Here is a 14,361-nt window from a genome sequence, read left to right on the forward strand (position 1 = left end):
TGAACCCTAAGAGCCTACTCTGATCCCCGAAGCCAACCAGACTACCGCAGAAAACGAATACCGTAGACCACGGACCAAACGCCGTCTTACGTACGGCTAAGCGCTCTTGGCAAGTTTAGCGCCGGTTTTCTTGAGGTGAACCAGCAATAAGGATATCGCCGCCGGCGTCATGCCCGGGATACGCGCGGCCTGGCCGATGGTCGCCGGGCGGGCGGCCTCGAGCTTGTCGGTCAACTCGTTGGACAAGCCACTGACTGCGGCGTAATCGATATCCGCCGGCAGCGCCGTAGCCTCGTGCGCCGCCGCGCGCTTGATCTCGTCGGCCTGACGGGCGATATAGCCGGCGTACTTGGCCTGGATCTCGACCTGTTCGCCGACCGCGGCCGATGCCTCGGCCGACAGCGCGCCGGTGTTTGCGGGCCCGATCGCGGCCAGCGCGGCCAAATCGGCGTGCCCGATGCCCGGGCGCTTGAGCAGATCGCGGGCCGGCGTGGCTTGGCCGAGCGCGCTGCCCAGCAGCGCCTCGCCTCGATCTCCGCCGAGATCACACGGCTTGATGGTGATCGCCGCCAGACGCGACTGTTCGGCGACAATCGCGTCGCGTTTGGCCGTAAAGGCCGACCATCGCGCATCGTCGACCAGGCCGAGATCGCGGCCGGCCGGCGTCAGGCGCGCGTCGGCGTTGTCCTCGCGCAGCAGCAGACGATGTTCGGCCCTAGAGGTAAACATACGATAGGGCTCGATCGTGCCGCGCGTGATCAGATCGTCGACCAGCACGCCGATGTAGGCCTCGTGGCGGCCCGGCCACCAGGCGGGCTCGCCGGCCGCGGCGCGCGCGGCGTTGATGCCGGCCAGCAGCCCCTGGGCCGCGGCTTCCTCGTAGCCGGTGGTGCCGTTGATCTGGCCGGCGAAATACAGCCCCGGTATCGCTTTCGTTTCCAGGCTGTAATTCAGCGCCCGGGGATCGAAGTAATCGTATTCGATGGCATAACCCGGACGCGTGATGTGCGCGCTCTCGAAACCCTCGATGCTGCGCACCAGCGCGAGCTGGGTTTCGAACGACAAGCTGGTCGAGATGCCGTTGGGGTAGACCTCGGCCGTGGCCAATCCTTCGGGCTCGATGAATATCTGGTGGGCCTCCTTGTCGGCGAAGCGCACGATCTTGTCCTCGATCGACGGACAGTAGCGCGGTCCGGCCGAGTCGATCGCGCCGGAATAGATCGCCGATTCGTGCAGGCGCTCACGGATGATGTCGTGCGTGCGCGTGTTGGTGTAGGTGATATGGCAGGGAATCTGGCGCGGGTGCTCGGCTTGGCTGCCCATGAATGAAAACACCGGCGCCGGGTCGTCGCCCGGCTGCTCGGCCAGCCGCGCATAGTCGATCGACTTGGCGTCGATTCTGGGCGGCGTGCCGGTCTTGAGGCGGCCGACCGGCAGATCGAGCGCGCGCAGGCGCGCAGCCAGCGCGTTGGACGGCGCGTCGCCGGCCCGGCCGCCGCCGAAGCGCTTCTCGCCGATATGGATCGTGCCGCCCAGAAAGGTGCCGACGGTCAGCACCACGGCCGGCGCACGAAATGCCAGCCCCATGGCGGTCGTCACGCCCACGACCCGGCCGCCCTCGACGACCAGATCGGCCACCGACTGCTGGAACAGATGCAGGTTCGGCTGGTTTTCGACCATTGCCCGTACCGCGGCCTTGTACAGCGCGCGATCGGCCTGGGCCCGCGTGGCCCGAACGGCCGGGCCCTTGCGGGCGTTCAAGCGACGAAATTGAATACCGCCGCGATCGGCCGCGTGCGCCATCACGCCGCCGAGCGCGTCGATCTCGCGCACCAAATGGCCCTTGCCGATACCGCCGATCGCCGGATTGCAGGACATCTGGCCGATGGTCTCGATGTTGTCGGTCAGCAGCAGCGTGCGCGATCCGGCCCGCGCGGCCGCGGTCGCCGCCTCGGTGCCGGCATGGCCGCCGCCGACCACGATGACGTCGAACTGGGTCTGGCTCTGGGACATAACCTGTCTCAACGATTCGTGCCCTGCGCGGGCATTGCTGATCGAATGGGCCGCCGGCTGTCGTTATTTAAAACAATCGGCGCCGGGCGAAAAAAGACGCACAATTATAACGCCTGGTACCAGGACCCTTGAACATTTCTTAAAGACCCTGGGCAGCCGCCTGTAATTGATCGACCAACACTTTCCACCCGGGCCGATCGCGGCCGTTGATGCGCATCCGGCCGTCCTCGAGCACGATCTGTATACGATAGCGCTTACCGTCATCCACCGGCGCAATCAAGTCACGGGCCACGAGTTCGCGAACCCCTGCATCGATACGCGCATCGATGGCCGCTTGCGGATCGCCCGTATCGGCCACGCCGAGCATATAGGCGGTCAACCGGCGCAGAATCGGACGCGGCAGCGACAACCGCAGCCGGCCCTGCAACTGCGACAGCAGGCCGACCGCCGTATCCGTGCGCCGATAATGCGGCGGCGCCTGGATATGCCCGCGGGCCCGGATGGCGCCGTCGCGCATGGCCAGCTCGAAACGATCGATTTGTATGCGCGAACCGCCCGGCAGCAGTTCGGGCACGATATCGCGATACAGCTTGGGCGCGTTGAGCGCGCCGCCCGGCCGGCCGCCGAGCGCGCTCCAGCGCCCGGGCAACGTCGCCCAGGCCAGCGGGTTCATGCCGCGCTGACGCGCCTCAAGGATGAAAGTGCCCTGGCTGTTGTCGGGCAGCACCAGTTTTTCGATATTGAGCGCAACCGCTGTGGTTTTCGGTTGCGGGCGCCGCATGGTGAGATCGACATGGGTCAGTCGGGTGGCGTGGCCGCTGCCGTTATCGAGCGTGATCGAGTCGGCGCTGAAGTGTCGGTTCGCGAGCGCGCCGCCGGCCGCCGACTGGGCCCGGAAATGAACATTGCGCCAGGCCAGATGGCCGCCCGACTGGCGCACGAGCGAGAACGAGGGCCAGTCCAGCCGCAGGCCGTCGATTCGGCGCGCCAGCAGCCCGGATTGCAGAGCGCCCGTCACGGCCGCCGTTTTTACGTGCGCCACCGGGTGTTGGCGGGATACGTCGAAGCTCGCGCCGTCGAGCCTCAGCCACGCCTGGCCACGGCTGTTCAGCCGGATGCGCGAGGTGATGGTCAATGGATCGGGCGCGGGCGAAAACACGTAGCGCGGCCAGAGCGAAGTGAGATCGGCATGGGTCGTGACCACCGCGAGCACCGGCACGAGCGAAGCGTCGGCGGCGCCCCAGGCCAGCGGTCCGTGATCGATACGGCTGTCGAGCGTGATCACCGGACAGGGTCGGGTACGACAAAGCGGACCGCTCGGGCGCAGCACGACCGTGGCCCTGGAGACGAACCAGCCGCGATCGAAATCGCGGCTTACGACCTGCAGATAACCGGGCACCGACAAGTGCGCCACCACGCGATCGAAGCGCGCGGCCACCAGCCAGCCCACGCCGTAGGGCGCCGCCACGCAGAGCAGCGCGAGCACCACCACGCCCCAGATCAGCGTCTTGATCAGAAACCGCACGACAGCCCCACGGCGGCGTTCGCACGCCCCGCCCGCCGGATTCGATATCGTGGCCGTGAATCGATCATGCCTGTCATATTATTAGAGCTTGTCGGCGTTTCACACGACGCGTGCCGGCAACCATCGAACGGCCCGGCACGGCGCCTTTGCCGGCCGGCGCCATAGATTGGCCTTGAGTCCGACAGTCTCCTAGAATCAGCGCAACCACGTTGGAACCCGCCCATGCGCATACTTGTCATTGAGGACAACGAAGACCTAGCGGCCAATATCATCGAATTCCTCTCGGCCCGGGGGCATGTCGTGGATAGCGCCAGCGACGGCGTGACCGGGCTGCATCTGGCGGTGGTGGAAAGCTTCGATGCGATTGTGCTCGATCTGATGCTGCCGGGCATCGACGGGCTGGCGCTGTGCGAACGCCTGCGCGGCGAAGCGGACAAGCAGACGCCGATCCTCATGCTCACCGCGCGCGACACGATCGACGACAAGCTCGCCGGCTTCGCTTCCGGGGCCGACGATTATCTGATCAAGCCGTTCTCGCTACTCGAACTGGAAGCGCGGCTGGCCGCGCTCGGCAATCGCGGGCCGCGGCGCAGCACGCACCAGATCACGATCGGCCAGCTCAGCCTCAACCTCGATACCTGGCAGGCCGAGCGCGAAGACCAGCTGCTCACCCTCACCCCGACCGCGCTGCGTCTGCTGGAGGTGCTGCTGCGGGCCTCGCCCAAGCTGGTGCGGCGCGCCGAGCTCGAAGCCGCGATCTGGGGCGATCATCCACCGGATTCCGAGGCGCTGCGCACGCACATCCACGCGCTGCGCGCGGCGATCGACAAGCCCTTCGCCAGCGCCATGCTGCAGACGGTGCCCACAATGGGCTATCGCCTGATCGATCCGGATGCGACATAGAAAATACCAGGGCCTAGCCCTACAGCGCCTCGGACGGATCGTACGCGCCCCCCGGGACAGCCTTCAGTTCCGGGTCGCGGCCGCGCTTGCGCTATTCGTCGCGATCGTGGTCAGCACCGTCATGCTGGCCTTGTTCACCATCAACGGCCGGCTCAAGGCCGACCTGCTGGATGCGATCCTGGCCAACGAGATGGGCGAACTGGTGAACGACTACCCGGTTCAGGGCACGCGCGCCATCCCGCATTCGGCCAACCTCACCGGCTATGTCATCGGCCCCGGCCAGCGCGACGAGCTGCCCGCCCCGCTGCGCGGGCTCGGCCCCGATGTCGAGGGCCTTACGGTCAATTTTCACGGCCACACCTATCGTGTCGGCACGCACCGCATCGGGCGCGATAAACAGGCTTATCTAGCCTACGACATCACCGCGATCGAAGCGCGCGAGTCGCTGTTCAAGTGGATTGCCATCGTGGCCGCCCTGCTGGTGCTCGCGCTGGCGGTGCCGCTGGGCGCCTGGATCGCCCGTATCAGCCTCAGACCCGTCAATGCCCTGGCCGAGCACGTGGCCGGCCTGGAGCCCGGCGGCCGCTCGACCCGGCTGGCCGAGCAGTTCGAGCATTACGAAGTCGGCGTCATCGCCCATGCCTTCGACCGTTTCATGAGCCGGCTGGAGGAATTCGTCGAACGCGAACGCAGCTTCACCGCCGACGCCAGCCACGAATTGCGCACGCCGCTGGCCGTGATCCAGGGCGCGGTCGAAGTTCTGCAACAGAACCCGCAGCTTGCCGGTAGCGGGCCGCTGACCCGGATCGACCGCGCCTCGCACCAAATGGCCGAACTGATCGAGGCGCTGCTGTTCCTGGCCCGCGATGAACAGGCCGAGGCCGACGGCGCCGCGCCGCGCTGCCGGGCCGACCGGGTGATCGCCGAAATCGTCGACGCCTACCGGCCGCTGATGGCCCGCAAGACGGTCGAGATCAGCACGCTCGATGCCTGCGAGATCGGCGCGCCGCGGATCGCGCTCGTCATCGCCTTCGGCAACCTGTTGCGCAACGCCCTGCGCCACGGCGGTAACGAGATCCGCGTCACGCTGGCCGATGGGCGTTTGACGGTCGCCGACAACGGCGACGGCATGACCACCGACGCACTCCAGCATGCCTTCGTGCGCGGCTACCGATCCGGGCCCGGCGCCGGCCTCGGGCTCGGCCTGTATCTGGTCAAGCGCGTGGCCGATCGCTATCGCTGGCGGATACGCCTGGCCAGCCGGCCCGAGGAAGGCACGCGCATCGAGCTGCAGTTGATTTGAGAGAATGCCCGGCTCCCGGCTAGGCGCCGGCCGTGATCGACGGCCGGCGCGTTCCGGTTTAACCTCGGCTTGATGTATTGCTGACAGCGTGTGCAGATGGCGCTCGGCATGCTACGTCTTTCGCAAGCCGAAACCCGCCGTGAGTAAAAAGCGCCCAGCACAATCCCGGGACTTTGGCGCCGCCGCAAAACGGTGGCGTCGAAACAACCGACGTCGTTTCAACCGGCTGCTGGCGCGGCTCATGGGCACACCCAAAGCGCACCGCCGCCCGCTCGCGCCGGACACCCGCCGGATTCTCGTGGTGCGCCTGAACAAGCGTCTCGGCAACATCCTGTTTCTGACCCCGATGCTGCGCAGTCTCGCCGCGACCCTGCCGGAGGCGCGCATCGACGTGCTCATCCAGAGCCCGGCTCAGGCGAAGCTGTTGCAGAGTCTGCCCGGCATCGGCCGGATCTGGATCCAGGAGAACCGCCTGCTGGCCACGCTGCGCACGCTGCACGCGCTACGCGCCGAGCGCTACGATCTGGCGATCGACCCCACCGGCAACTCCGCGAGCAACCGGATCGGCGTCGCCCTGATCGCCGCGCGCCAGCGCATGGGCTTCGCCAAGACCGACCAGTGGCTGCCGCTGACCCACGCCGCCGGCAAGCCGAAAAGCCGGCATCAAGCGCTGCAGGCGGTCGAACTGCTGGCCGGCGCCATTGCCGAACCGCCGGTGGAAACTTTCGACACGCTCGCCGTATTCCCCGACGAGAACGACCGCGCCGCCGCCGACCGGCACTGGCGCGCGACGCTGGGCGAACACGCCACCACGGCGCCAGTCATCGGTTTCTTCAGCCGGGCCACCGGGCGCAAGGCGCTGCCGCGACATTGGTGGCAGGCCTGGATCCTCGAGGTGCGGCGGGCCGTGCCACAAGCGGTGCTGCTGGAAATCCTGCCCGGCGCCGACGCCGAGCCGGTGGTGCCGGAAATCGCGCATGTCGCGATCGAACCGCTTACCGAACTGGCCGCGCTGATGTCGCGCCTGGATCAGTTCGTGGCCGCCGACAGCGGGCCCATGCATCTCGCGGCCGCTTCCGGTACGCCGGTGATCGGTCTGTTCCGCACCACCCTGCCCAGCGACTATGCCCCGCTCGGCCAGGACTGCGAAACCGTCGAAGGCGATGCGCTGACCCCGGAGGACGTGGCCGCCCGGCTGGCCCGGCGCTTGTCGCCCCGCGCCGAAAAAAATAATAAGATCAGCGGGTTGAGATCGTGACGTTGACGGGAGCCCCATCCAGGATCAGGCGGTTTTCGGCCGCCCGGCGACGGTCCGGATCGGCCGCTACCGCGACTTCGGCCAAGCCGGCGATCCAATCCTCGGGCAAACCATGCTCGGCGGCGCCGCCGACCACGAAATCGCGATACCAGTCGAACGGCATCAGCGTGTCGTCCAGCCATGCGGGGCGCCCGCGGTAGATCGCCGCGGGCAGCGGACCCTCGGCGTGGCCGGTGGCGAGTTCAAGAAAATCGTAGGCCGGGCCCTCGGCCGCGTGCAGCGCCTCCAGACGCGCCGCATCCAGTTCGAACAGCACGCCGTGCACCCGGTCTTCCGGATTGCCGGTCTCGACGACGTTGCATTTCCCCGAGCCGTCGTTGCCGATCAAATGCCAGCGCAGCCGATGGCCGTCGAGCCAGGCCGGCCCGATCGGGGCCACGCTCGGCACGCGCCGGGCCAGGCGCGCGGTGCACATGTTGGAACCGTAAGCGAAGTAGTACATAACAAGGAACTCGGGCCGAGCCGACGGCCGGCCGATGCCGTAACATGGCCGCAAACCCTACACCAACGGCCGAACAGCGGCGAAAGGACGAGGCATGGCCGAGCACAGCGTCGTGATCGCCCCGGACAGTTTCAAGGGCAGCCTGTCGGCGGTCGACGTCGCCCGGGCGATCGCGCACGGGCTGGCCGAGCACGACCATCCGCCGACGACCGAGATCGCGCCGATGGCCGACGGCGGCGAAGGGCTGCTCGACGCGGTGGCCACCACCTGCGACGGGCACTGGCAAAACGTCACGCTGGTCGGCGTTCACGGCCGTTGCCTCGATGCGCCTTGGTACGCGATGGCCGATGGCCCGGCGGTGCTCGAATCGGCCGCCGTGCTCGGCCTGCCGCTGATCGAGGCGATGGGCGGCGCGCCGCCGCTGGCCGAGCGCAGCAGCTATGCGCTGGGTACGCTGATCGCCGACGCCCTGGATTCCGGCGCCACCGAGATCGCGGTCGGCCTGGGCGGCAGCGCCTGCAACGACGCCGGTTTGGGCATGCTGGTGGCGCTCGGCGCCGTGGCTTACGATAACCCCGGCAACCGGCTCACGCCGAGCATGAACGGGCTGTTGTCGTTGGCCCGGCTCGACCTGTCGGGGCTGGATTCCAGGCTGGCCGGGGCGCATATCCGCGTGCTCTGCGACGTGGATAATCCCCTGCTCGGCGAATCCGGCGCCAGCCGGATCTACGGCCCGCAGAAGGGCCTGACCGAGGACGATATCGCCGCAGTCGAAGCCGCCTTCGAACACCTGGCCGAGGCCACCGGCGCGCGCGCCAAGACCCTATGGCCCGGCAGCGGCGCGGCCGGCGGCCTGGGTTTTGCGCTGGCGCTGGTCGGCGGCCGGCTGGAATCCGGGGCCGAAGCCGCGCTCGAAATGACCGGCCTTGCCCGGCGCATGAGCAGCGCGGCCTGCGTGATTACCGGCGAGGGGCGCTCGGATCGTCAGACGCTGTCCGGTAAGCTGCCGCTGGCGGTCGCGAAAGCCGCGGCACCGACCCCGACGCTGCTGGTCTGCGGCGCCATCGCCGACGATGCCCGCGCCGATCTGGCGCGGCATTTCGCCGGCACGTACACGCTCGTCGAACGCGCCGGCAGCGTCGAGGCCGCGATCGCCGAACCGGCGCGCTGGCTGTTCGAGATCGGACGCGAGTTGAACACGGTGATCGCCCGGCTGTGACCGTCGGCCGCACCTTGCGGGCGACAGCGCGCCGGCGCTGGCCTATCATTGGCCGCGCTCGCCCCACCGATCGGAGACTTGGCCATGCTGCGCAGCTTTGCCATCGACCACGGCCGTATTGTCGAAAATCGCGCGCCGGACACGGCTACGGCCGAGCGGCTGGCCCGGGCCGGCTGGATCGATGCGCTGGAGGCCGACGATGCCGAGCGCGCCGAACTGGCGCGTTTTCTCACCGACGAACTGCCCGAGGACGAAGACGTCGAGGAGATCGAAGCCTCGGCGCGCTCTTTCGTCGACGCCGACGGCATCCACGTGCATTCGCTGTTTCTGTCGCAGAGCGAGGGCCGGCACGATACCGAAACGGTGGCGTTCATCCTACAGCCCGAGCGGCTGATCACGCTGCGCGACGAGGATCTGGCCGATTTCCGACTGCTGCGGATGCGGGCGCGGGCCGGCCAGGTGGAAGCCGACTCCCCGGAATCACTGCTGGTGACCATTTTCGATCAGAAGGTCGAGAATCTCGCCGATACGGTCGAAGACATCCATCTCGACCTGCAAGAGGTCAGCCACAGCGTGCTGGAAGACGAGGATGCCGACTACGAGGCGGCCATCGACGCGCTGGCCAAGCTCGAGGACTCCTGTGGCAAGATCAGGCTGTGCCTGATGGACACCCAGCGCTCGATCTCGTTCGTGCTGCGCCATCTGCCGGCCCGCGCCCCCGAGCGCGAGACCGCGCGCGAGATCCTGTCCGATGTGGAAACGCTGATGAGTCACATCACGTTTTTATTCGACAAGATCAACTTTCTGATGGACTCCACGGTCAGCTTCATCAATCTCGAACAGAGCAAGATCATCAAGATCTTCTCGATCGCGGCGGTGGTCTTTCTGCCGCCGACGCTGGTGGCCAGCATCTACGGCATGAACTTCCAACATATGCCGGAGTTGTCGTGGCAGTACGGTTATCCGCTGGCGATCGGGCTGATGATCGCCGCCGGCATCGCGCCGTACCTGTATTTCAAGTACCGGAACTGGCTATAGGCACGATCACTGGGCCACCTGCAGGGCCCGGTAGTTCAAGTAGACCAGCCGCACGAGCGTGTACTCGAACGGCGAGCCGGTCTGGTAATAGCGAAAGTTGGTGGTATCGCGTTTGTTGAGCACATACATCAGGTTATACGCGACGCTGGCCGGCATGTTGCCGTTGATCTGCAGCGGATCGAGCGCATAGAACAGGCCCTGGTCCGCCGCCAGGCCGCCGGCGTCGCGCAGATCGGACGGCCCAAAAAACGGCAGCACCAGATAAGGCCCGGCGCCCACGCCGTAGTGGCCGAGCGTCTGGCCGAAATCCTCGTCGCGCTGCTCGAGCCCAAGCGCGCTCGCCGGATCGAACAGCCCGCCGATACCGACCGTGGAATTGATCACGAAGCGCGACGCGGTGACTGCCGAACTCTCGGGCTTGAGCTGCAGCACGCTGTTGGCGAACGTCGTGATCTCGCCCAGATTGGAAAAGAAATTGGCGACGCCGGCGCGCACGAAACCCGGCGTGTAGCGGTCGTAGACGTGAACCACCGGCAGCAGCACATACTGATCGGCCAGCGCGTTGAACCGATAGACCCGCTGATTGAAGCCCTCGAGCGGGTCCGCGATCGCCAGCGGGTTGGCGGTGGTCTGGCTCACCGGCGTACTGGCCGGCGTCGAGTTGTCGATGGTTTTCGGCGGCGGCGTCGAGGCACAGGCGCCAAGCGCGAGGCACAGCGCAACGAGCGCCGGAAACCGCCGGCCCGGGCCTGCGTGTCGCGAGATATTCATGGCCTGAAGTAATCCTGCAGCGCGTGGATCGTTTTCTTGTATGCCAGATTGCCTAGATGACCGCCGTTCGGTCGAATCCGGGCGCGATCGCCGAACGTCGTTTTCAGAAAATCGACTTCGTCGGCCGCCAGGATCGGATCGTCGGCGTTGGTGAACACCGCGATGTCGTCGTCATGGGCCAGAAACGGCGCGATGCGGTGCAGATCGGCTTCCGAAATCAGAGCGGCCTTGCTGACATGACGCCCGTGGCGGTTCCAATACGGCACCAACAGTTGGTCGATGTATTCGGAAAACGACATCCGGAACGAACGGCGGAAATACAACCCGAGGGAATCGTAGGCCCCAAGCTCGACGTTCTTCGGCACGATCACGTCGGAATGCGTGAGCACGTCGGCCGCGAAGGCCATATTGGCCAGCGACAGCCGAAAAGCCAGGCCGATGATAGCGCCGACCTGGCGTTGATTGAAAACACCGGCTTTGTAGGCCTGGTACAACGCGTCTTCGTTGAAGCGCAGCGGTTGGCCGCTGTTTTGCGCGCTCTGCTGGATGTTGCCGAGCACCTGCGCCAGAAACCGCGGCAGGGCGTCGAAGCCGCCCGGCAGAGTGCGCTCGAGCAGATCGTCCATGCGCTCGACCGAGGCCCAGACGTTGACCGCCGGGTTGATCAGCAACACGTGCTGGAAACCGAAAACCTGGCGCTCGCGGTCGAGCTTGGCCAGGAAGGCGGCCTCGGTCGCGCCCAGGCTCCAGCCGGTCAGCGAGTAGCCGGTGATGTCGAGATCGTCCGCCAGATCGTCTCGCACCGCCTGCATCATCCGATACAGATCGGCGACATCGGTTTTCATGCGCCCGGGCACCGGATGTTCGGCCGCGCCGAGCATGAAAGTCACGCTGGTGGGCGACGGCAGACAGGCGACGCTGTAGCCGACCCGATAGAGCGCGCGCGACAACAGCACGCAGTTGCTCGAGAGCGCCGAATCGCCGGTGCCGGCGATCACGAACGCCAGCGGCGCCGGGTGTTCCTGGGCCGCCAGCAGATACTGTAGCGGCCGCGCATAGCGCAGCGTCGGCGGCGTATCGCGCTCGACCAGCGGCTCCAGCGTACGAATCGATAAGTTCGCTTGTTTCGGAAACTTGGCCGCGAGCGGCGCGGGCGTGCCGAGCACGGTCGCGATCAGCGGATTATGAAACGGGTAAGGCTTGACACTCGAATCATGGGCGACGGCCTTATCCGGGCCCGCGGATGTGTTCGAACCGGCATCCGCCGCCGACGGCCCACCCTGGGTGGCGCATCCGGCCAAGGCGAACGACAGCAGCAGACCGGCCGCGAAACGCCGGCATGAGACTGGCAGCACGAGTGCCCCTGAACGATCTGCAAATTTGCTTCATCATACCGATAATCCGCCTACCGGGGTATGCGCCGCTGGAGTCGCGTTCATGATCGATATTCTAATCATCGGCGCCGGCGTGGCCGGCATGGCCGCCGCCGAGCATCTCGCCGCGGCCGGCTACCGGCCCCGCCTGATCGACAAGGCCGACGGCCCGGGCGGCCGCTGTGCCACGCGACGCGTCGCCGCCGATCGCGAAGCCGCCTGGTTCGACTACGGCGCCCAGTATTTCACCGCGCGCGACGACGGCTTTCGGGCGCTCATCGATTCCGATCTCGACGCCGGCCGGCTGATTCGCTGGTCGCCGGAGATCGCCAGCGCCGAGCAAGCGGCGGGAACTTGGCTGCTCACGCCCTCGCCGGACGATCGCGAACGCCTGATCGGCCCCCGGGGCCTCAACCTCTGGGTGCGCCAGCGCTTGCAGGCGGCCGGTCTGCGGTTCGACACCGGACGCCGCGTTCAGCGCATCAGCCGCGACGGCCATGATGGCAATCGCTGGCAAGTCGAGTCCGAGCACGGCGCCGTCGAACACGCCGATATGGTTGTGCTGACACCGCCGGCGGCCCAGGCCGCGGCGCTACTGGGCGATCACGCGCGCCGTATCGACGCGCTGACCAACGCCGACACCGCGCTCTCGGCCTGTCACTCGGTCGTGGTGCGCGCGCCCGCGCTGGCCGAATGCCAGGCGATCTTTTTCAAGTCCGGCCGGCTGTCCTGGGCGGCCGACAACACCCATAAGGCCGGCGGGCGCGGCGAGATGCATCTGTGGACGCTGCACTCGGACGCCAATTTCAGCCAAGCCCACGTCGAAACTCCGACCGCCGAGCTAGCCGATGCGCTGATCGCCGAGTTCGCGGCCGCCACAGCCCAGCGCAGCGACCGGATGGAGATCGTGGGCACCCACCGCTGGCGCTATGCCCGGCCGGGCGCGGGCGCGCCCGATGCCGACGATCTGTGCTGGATCGACACCCGGGCCGGGCTTGCCATAGCCGGCGACTGGCTGGCCGGCGGGCGCGTCGAGGGCGCCTGGCTGTCCGGGCGCGCAGTGGTCCGGCGCTTGATCGCGGCGCACGCGCTCGACTGAATACGCGCCGCCGATCGATCCGCCAGCCGCTCAGTGCAGCTTCAGCCGCGGCCGCAGTACATTGTTGATGCCGTCCACGATCGCCTTGAGCGCGGTCTTGAACACGCCGTGGATGGCGCGCTGGTGCATGCGGTACAGCGAGACATAGAACATCTTGGCCAGCTTGCCCTCGATGAACAGGCCGCGGCCGGCCGTGCGCCCGCGCATTAAATTGCCTACGGCGTCGAAGTGCGCCAGCGAGATCAGCGAGCCGAAATCGCGGTACTTGAAGGGCTTTAGCGACTTGCCCTCGATCGTCGCGATCAGGTTGCGGTAGACGGTAGTCGCCATCTGATGCGCCGACTGGGCCCGAGGGGGCACCCACTTGTCCTCGCCCATCGGGCAGGCCGCGCAGTCGCCGATGGCGAAAATGCGTTCGTCGTCGATGCTGGCCAGCGTATTGCCGACCTGGATCTGATGATTGGGCCGCGTGGTCAGGCCCAGCGCCGAGAGCAGCGACGCGCCGCGCACGCCGGCCGCCCAGACGGTCAGGTCGGCGTCGATACGATCGCCGGCCTTGGTCAGAAAACCGGCACCGTCGGCCTGGGTGATCATGGTCTCGGTATGAATCGTCACGCCGAGCTTGTTCAACTGCCCGAACACCGACGTGCCGATGCGCTCGGGTAGCGCCGGCAGAAGCCCGGGGGCGGCCTCGATCAGATGCACGTCGAGTTGCTCGCGATCGATCTTCGAGTAGCCGTAGGAGGACAGCATCTCGGTGGCCGACAACAGCTCGGCCGACAACTCCACCCCGGTCGCGCCGCCGCCCACGATCGCGATCGACAGCTTCGGCGCATGGCCCGGCCCGCCGTCGCTGTGGCGCAGGAAGGTATTGAGCAGCGCGCGCCGGAACGTCTCGGCTTGGCGCGTGCTGTCGAGAAAATAACAATGATCGGCCACGCCCGGCGTGCCGAAATCGTTGGAGACGCTGCCGATCGCCAGCACCAGATAATCGTAGGTCAGCGTGCGCTCGGCCAGAATCTGTTCGCCGTTCTCATCATGGATCGGGGCCAGCCGGATCGTGCGCGCCTCGCGATCGAGACCCGCCATCGCGCCGAGTTGGTAACGATAACCGTGGGTACGCGCATGCGCCGGATAAGACACTTCATCCAGACTCTGATCCAGCGCGCCGGTGGCGACTTCGTGCAACAACGGCTTCCAGATGTGGGTCGGGTTGGCGTCGACCAGCGTGACGCGGGCCTTGCCACGGCGGCCGAGCTTGCGCCCCAGCCGCGTGACCAGTTCCAGACCGCCGGCGCCGCCGCCGACGACCACGATGCGCGGTGTATCGGACATATCGATGTCGTTTCCTGATGGC

12 protein-coding genes are annotated in these 14,361 nt (G+C 67.0%); 6 read left to right on the plus strand and 6 right to left on the minus strand.

Translation table 11 applies throughout. The features are described from left to right. Nucleotides 1–96: 96 nt before the first annotated feature. Nucleotides 97–2,013 (minus strand): tRNA uridine-5-carboxymethylaminomethyl(34) synthesis enzyme MnmG, encoded by a 1,917-nt coding sequence (mnmG, locus tag VFJ08_RS03320; protein ID WP_324995144.1) that lies wholly within the window; start codon nt 2,011–2,013, stop codon nt 97–99. Nucleotides 2,014–2,152: 139 nt separating this feature from the next. Next, a complete protein-coding gene (locus VFJ08_RS03325; RefSeq protein WP_324995146.1) occupies nt 2,153–3,538 on the minus strand; it encodes a DUF945 family protein in 1,386 nt (461 codons plus the stop codon). Nucleotides 3,539–3,760: 222 nt separating this feature from the next. Between VFJ08_RS03325 and VFJ08_RS03330 the strand changes: the two genes are divergently transcribed. The 3 genes from VFJ08_RS03330 to VFJ08_RS03340 all read left to right on the plus strand — a co-directional run bounded on the left by VFJ08_RS03330 (nt 3,761) and on the right by VFJ08_RS03340 (nt 7,002). Then, a complete protein-coding gene (locus VFJ08_RS03330) occupies nt 3,761–4,441 on the plus strand; it encodes a response regulator transcription factor (protein WP_324995148.1) in 681 nt (226 codons plus the stop codon). Continuing rightward, a complete protein-coding gene (locus VFJ08_RS03335; protein WP_324995150.1) occupies nt 4,431–5,744 on the plus strand; it encodes a HAMP domain-containing sensor histidine kinase in 1,314 nt (437 codons plus the stop codon). Before VFJ08_RS03330 ends, VFJ08_RS03335 begins: the two co-directional genes overlap by 11 nt. 241 nt (nt 5,745–5,985) lie before the next feature. After that, the gene (locus VFJ08_RS03340; protein WP_324995152.1) at nt 5,986–7,002 is read left to right on the plus strand and encodes a glycosyltransferase family 9 protein; all 1,017 of its coding nucleotides are present in this window, start codon (nt 5,986–5,988) and stop codon (nt 7,000–7,002) included. Here VFJ08_RS03340 and VFJ08_RS03345 read toward each other — a convergent pair. Continuing rightward, nucleotides 6,983–7,504 carry a gamma-glutamylcyclotransferase family protein gene (locus VFJ08_RS03345; RefSeq protein WP_324995155.1) on the minus strand — a complete coding sequence of 174 codons (522 nt, stop codon included), beginning with the start codon at nt 7,502–7,504 and terminating at the stop codon, nt 6,983–6,985. The genes VFJ08_RS03340 and VFJ08_RS03345 overlap by 20 nt on opposite strands. A 94-nt stretch (nt 7,505–7,598) precedes the next feature. On the opposite strand from VFJ08_RS03345, the gene VFJ08_RS03350 reads away from it, so the two are divergent. Both VFJ08_RS03350 and corA read left to right on the plus strand, forming a co-directional pair. Then, a complete protein-coding gene (locus VFJ08_RS03350; RefSeq protein ID WP_324995157.1) occupies nt 7,599–8,723 on the plus strand; it encodes a glycerate kinase in 1,125 nt (374 codons plus the stop codon). Nucleotides 8,724–8,807: 84 nt separating this feature from the next. Further along, nucleotides 8,808–9,761 (plus strand): magnesium/cobalt transporter CorA, encoded by a 954-nt coding sequence (gene corA / locus VFJ08_RS03355; protein WP_324995159.1) that lies wholly within the window; start codon nt 8,808–8,810, stop codon nt 9,759–9,761. A 6-nt stretch (nt 9,762–9,767) separates the two neighbouring features. Here corA and VFJ08_RS03360 read toward each other — a convergent pair whose 3' ends face one another. After that, complete coding sequence (locus VFJ08_RS03360) at nt 9,768–10,532, minus strand: MlaA family lipoprotein (RefSeq protein WP_324995161.1); 765 nt, start codon at nt 10,530–10,532, stop codon at nt 9,768–9,770. Beyond that, nucleotides 10,529–11,887: a hypothetical protein gene (locus VFJ08_RS03365; protein WP_324995163.1), complete on the minus strand. Its 1,359-nt coding sequence runs from the start codon at nt 11,885–11,887 to the stop codon at nt 10,529–10,531. Before VFJ08_RS03365 ends, VFJ08_RS03360 begins: the two co-directional genes overlap by 4 nt. An 82-nt stretch (nt 11,888–11,969) precedes the next feature. Between VFJ08_RS03365 and VFJ08_RS03370 the strand changes: the two genes are divergently transcribed. Continuing rightward, on the plus strand, nt 11,970–13,004 hold the full coding sequence (locus VFJ08_RS03370) for an NAD(P)/FAD-dependent oxidoreductase (protein WP_324995165.1): 1,035 nt from the start codon (nt 11,970–11,972) through the stop codon (nt 13,002–13,004). 30 nt (nt 13,005–13,034) lie between these two features. On the opposite strand, the gene VFJ08_RS03375 is transcribed toward VFJ08_RS03370, so the two are convergent. Next, nucleotides 13,035–14,339, minus strand: coding sequence for an NAD(P)/FAD-dependent oxidoreductase (locus tag VFJ08_RS03375; protein WP_324995166.1), 1,305 nt, complete (start codon nt 14,337–14,339; stop codon nt 13,035–13,037). Nucleotides 14,340–14,361: the final 22 nt, after the last annotated feature.

This window comes from Salinisphaera sp. (assembly GCF_035690525.1).
GTDB lineage: Bacteria > Pseudomonadota > Gammaproteobacteria > Nevskiales > Salinisphaeraceae > Salinisphaera.

Excerpts from the sequence above, each read along its gene's own strand:
- corA (WP_324995159.1), top strand. The coding sequence starts at position 8,808 with ATGCTGCGCAGCTTTGCCATCGACCACGGCCGTATTGTCGAAAATCGC.
- VFJ08_RS03360 (WP_324995161.1), bottom strand. The coding sequence starts at position 10,532 with ATGAATATCTCGCGACACGCAGGCCCGGGCCGGCGGTTTCCGGCGCTC.
- VFJ08_RS03370 (WP_324995165.1), top strand. The coding sequence starts at position 11,970 with ATGATCGATATTCTAATCATCGGCGCCGGCGTGGCCGGCATGGCCGCC.
- VFJ08_RS03335 (WP_324995150.1), top strand. The coding sequence starts at position 4,431 with ATGCGACATAGAAAATACCAGGGCCTAGCCCTACAGCGCCTCGGACGG.
- VFJ08_RS03345 (WP_324995155.1), bottom strand. The coding sequence starts at position 7,504 with ATGTACTACTTCGCTTACGGTTCCAACATGTGCACCGCGCGCCTGGCC.
- VFJ08_RS03330 (WP_324995148.1), top strand. The coding sequence starts at position 3,761 with ATGCGCATACTTGTCATTGAGGACAACGAAGACCTAGCGGCCAATATC.
- VFJ08_RS03340 (WP_324995152.1), top strand. The coding sequence starts at position 5,986 with ATGGGCACACCCAAAGCGCACCGCCGCCCGCTCGCGCCGGACACCCGC.
- VFJ08_RS03375 (WP_324995166.1), bottom strand. The coding sequence starts at position 14,339 with ATGTCCGATACACCGCGCATCGTGGTCGTCGGCGGCGGCGCCGGCGGT.
- VFJ08_RS03350 (WP_324995157.1), top strand. The coding sequence starts at position 7,599 with ATGGCCGAGCACAGCGTCGTGATCGCCCCGGACAGTTTCAAGGGCAGC.
- mnmG (WP_324995144.1), bottom strand. The coding sequence starts at position 2,013 with ATGTCCCAGAGCCAGACCCAGTTCGACGTCATCGTGGTCGGCGGCGGC.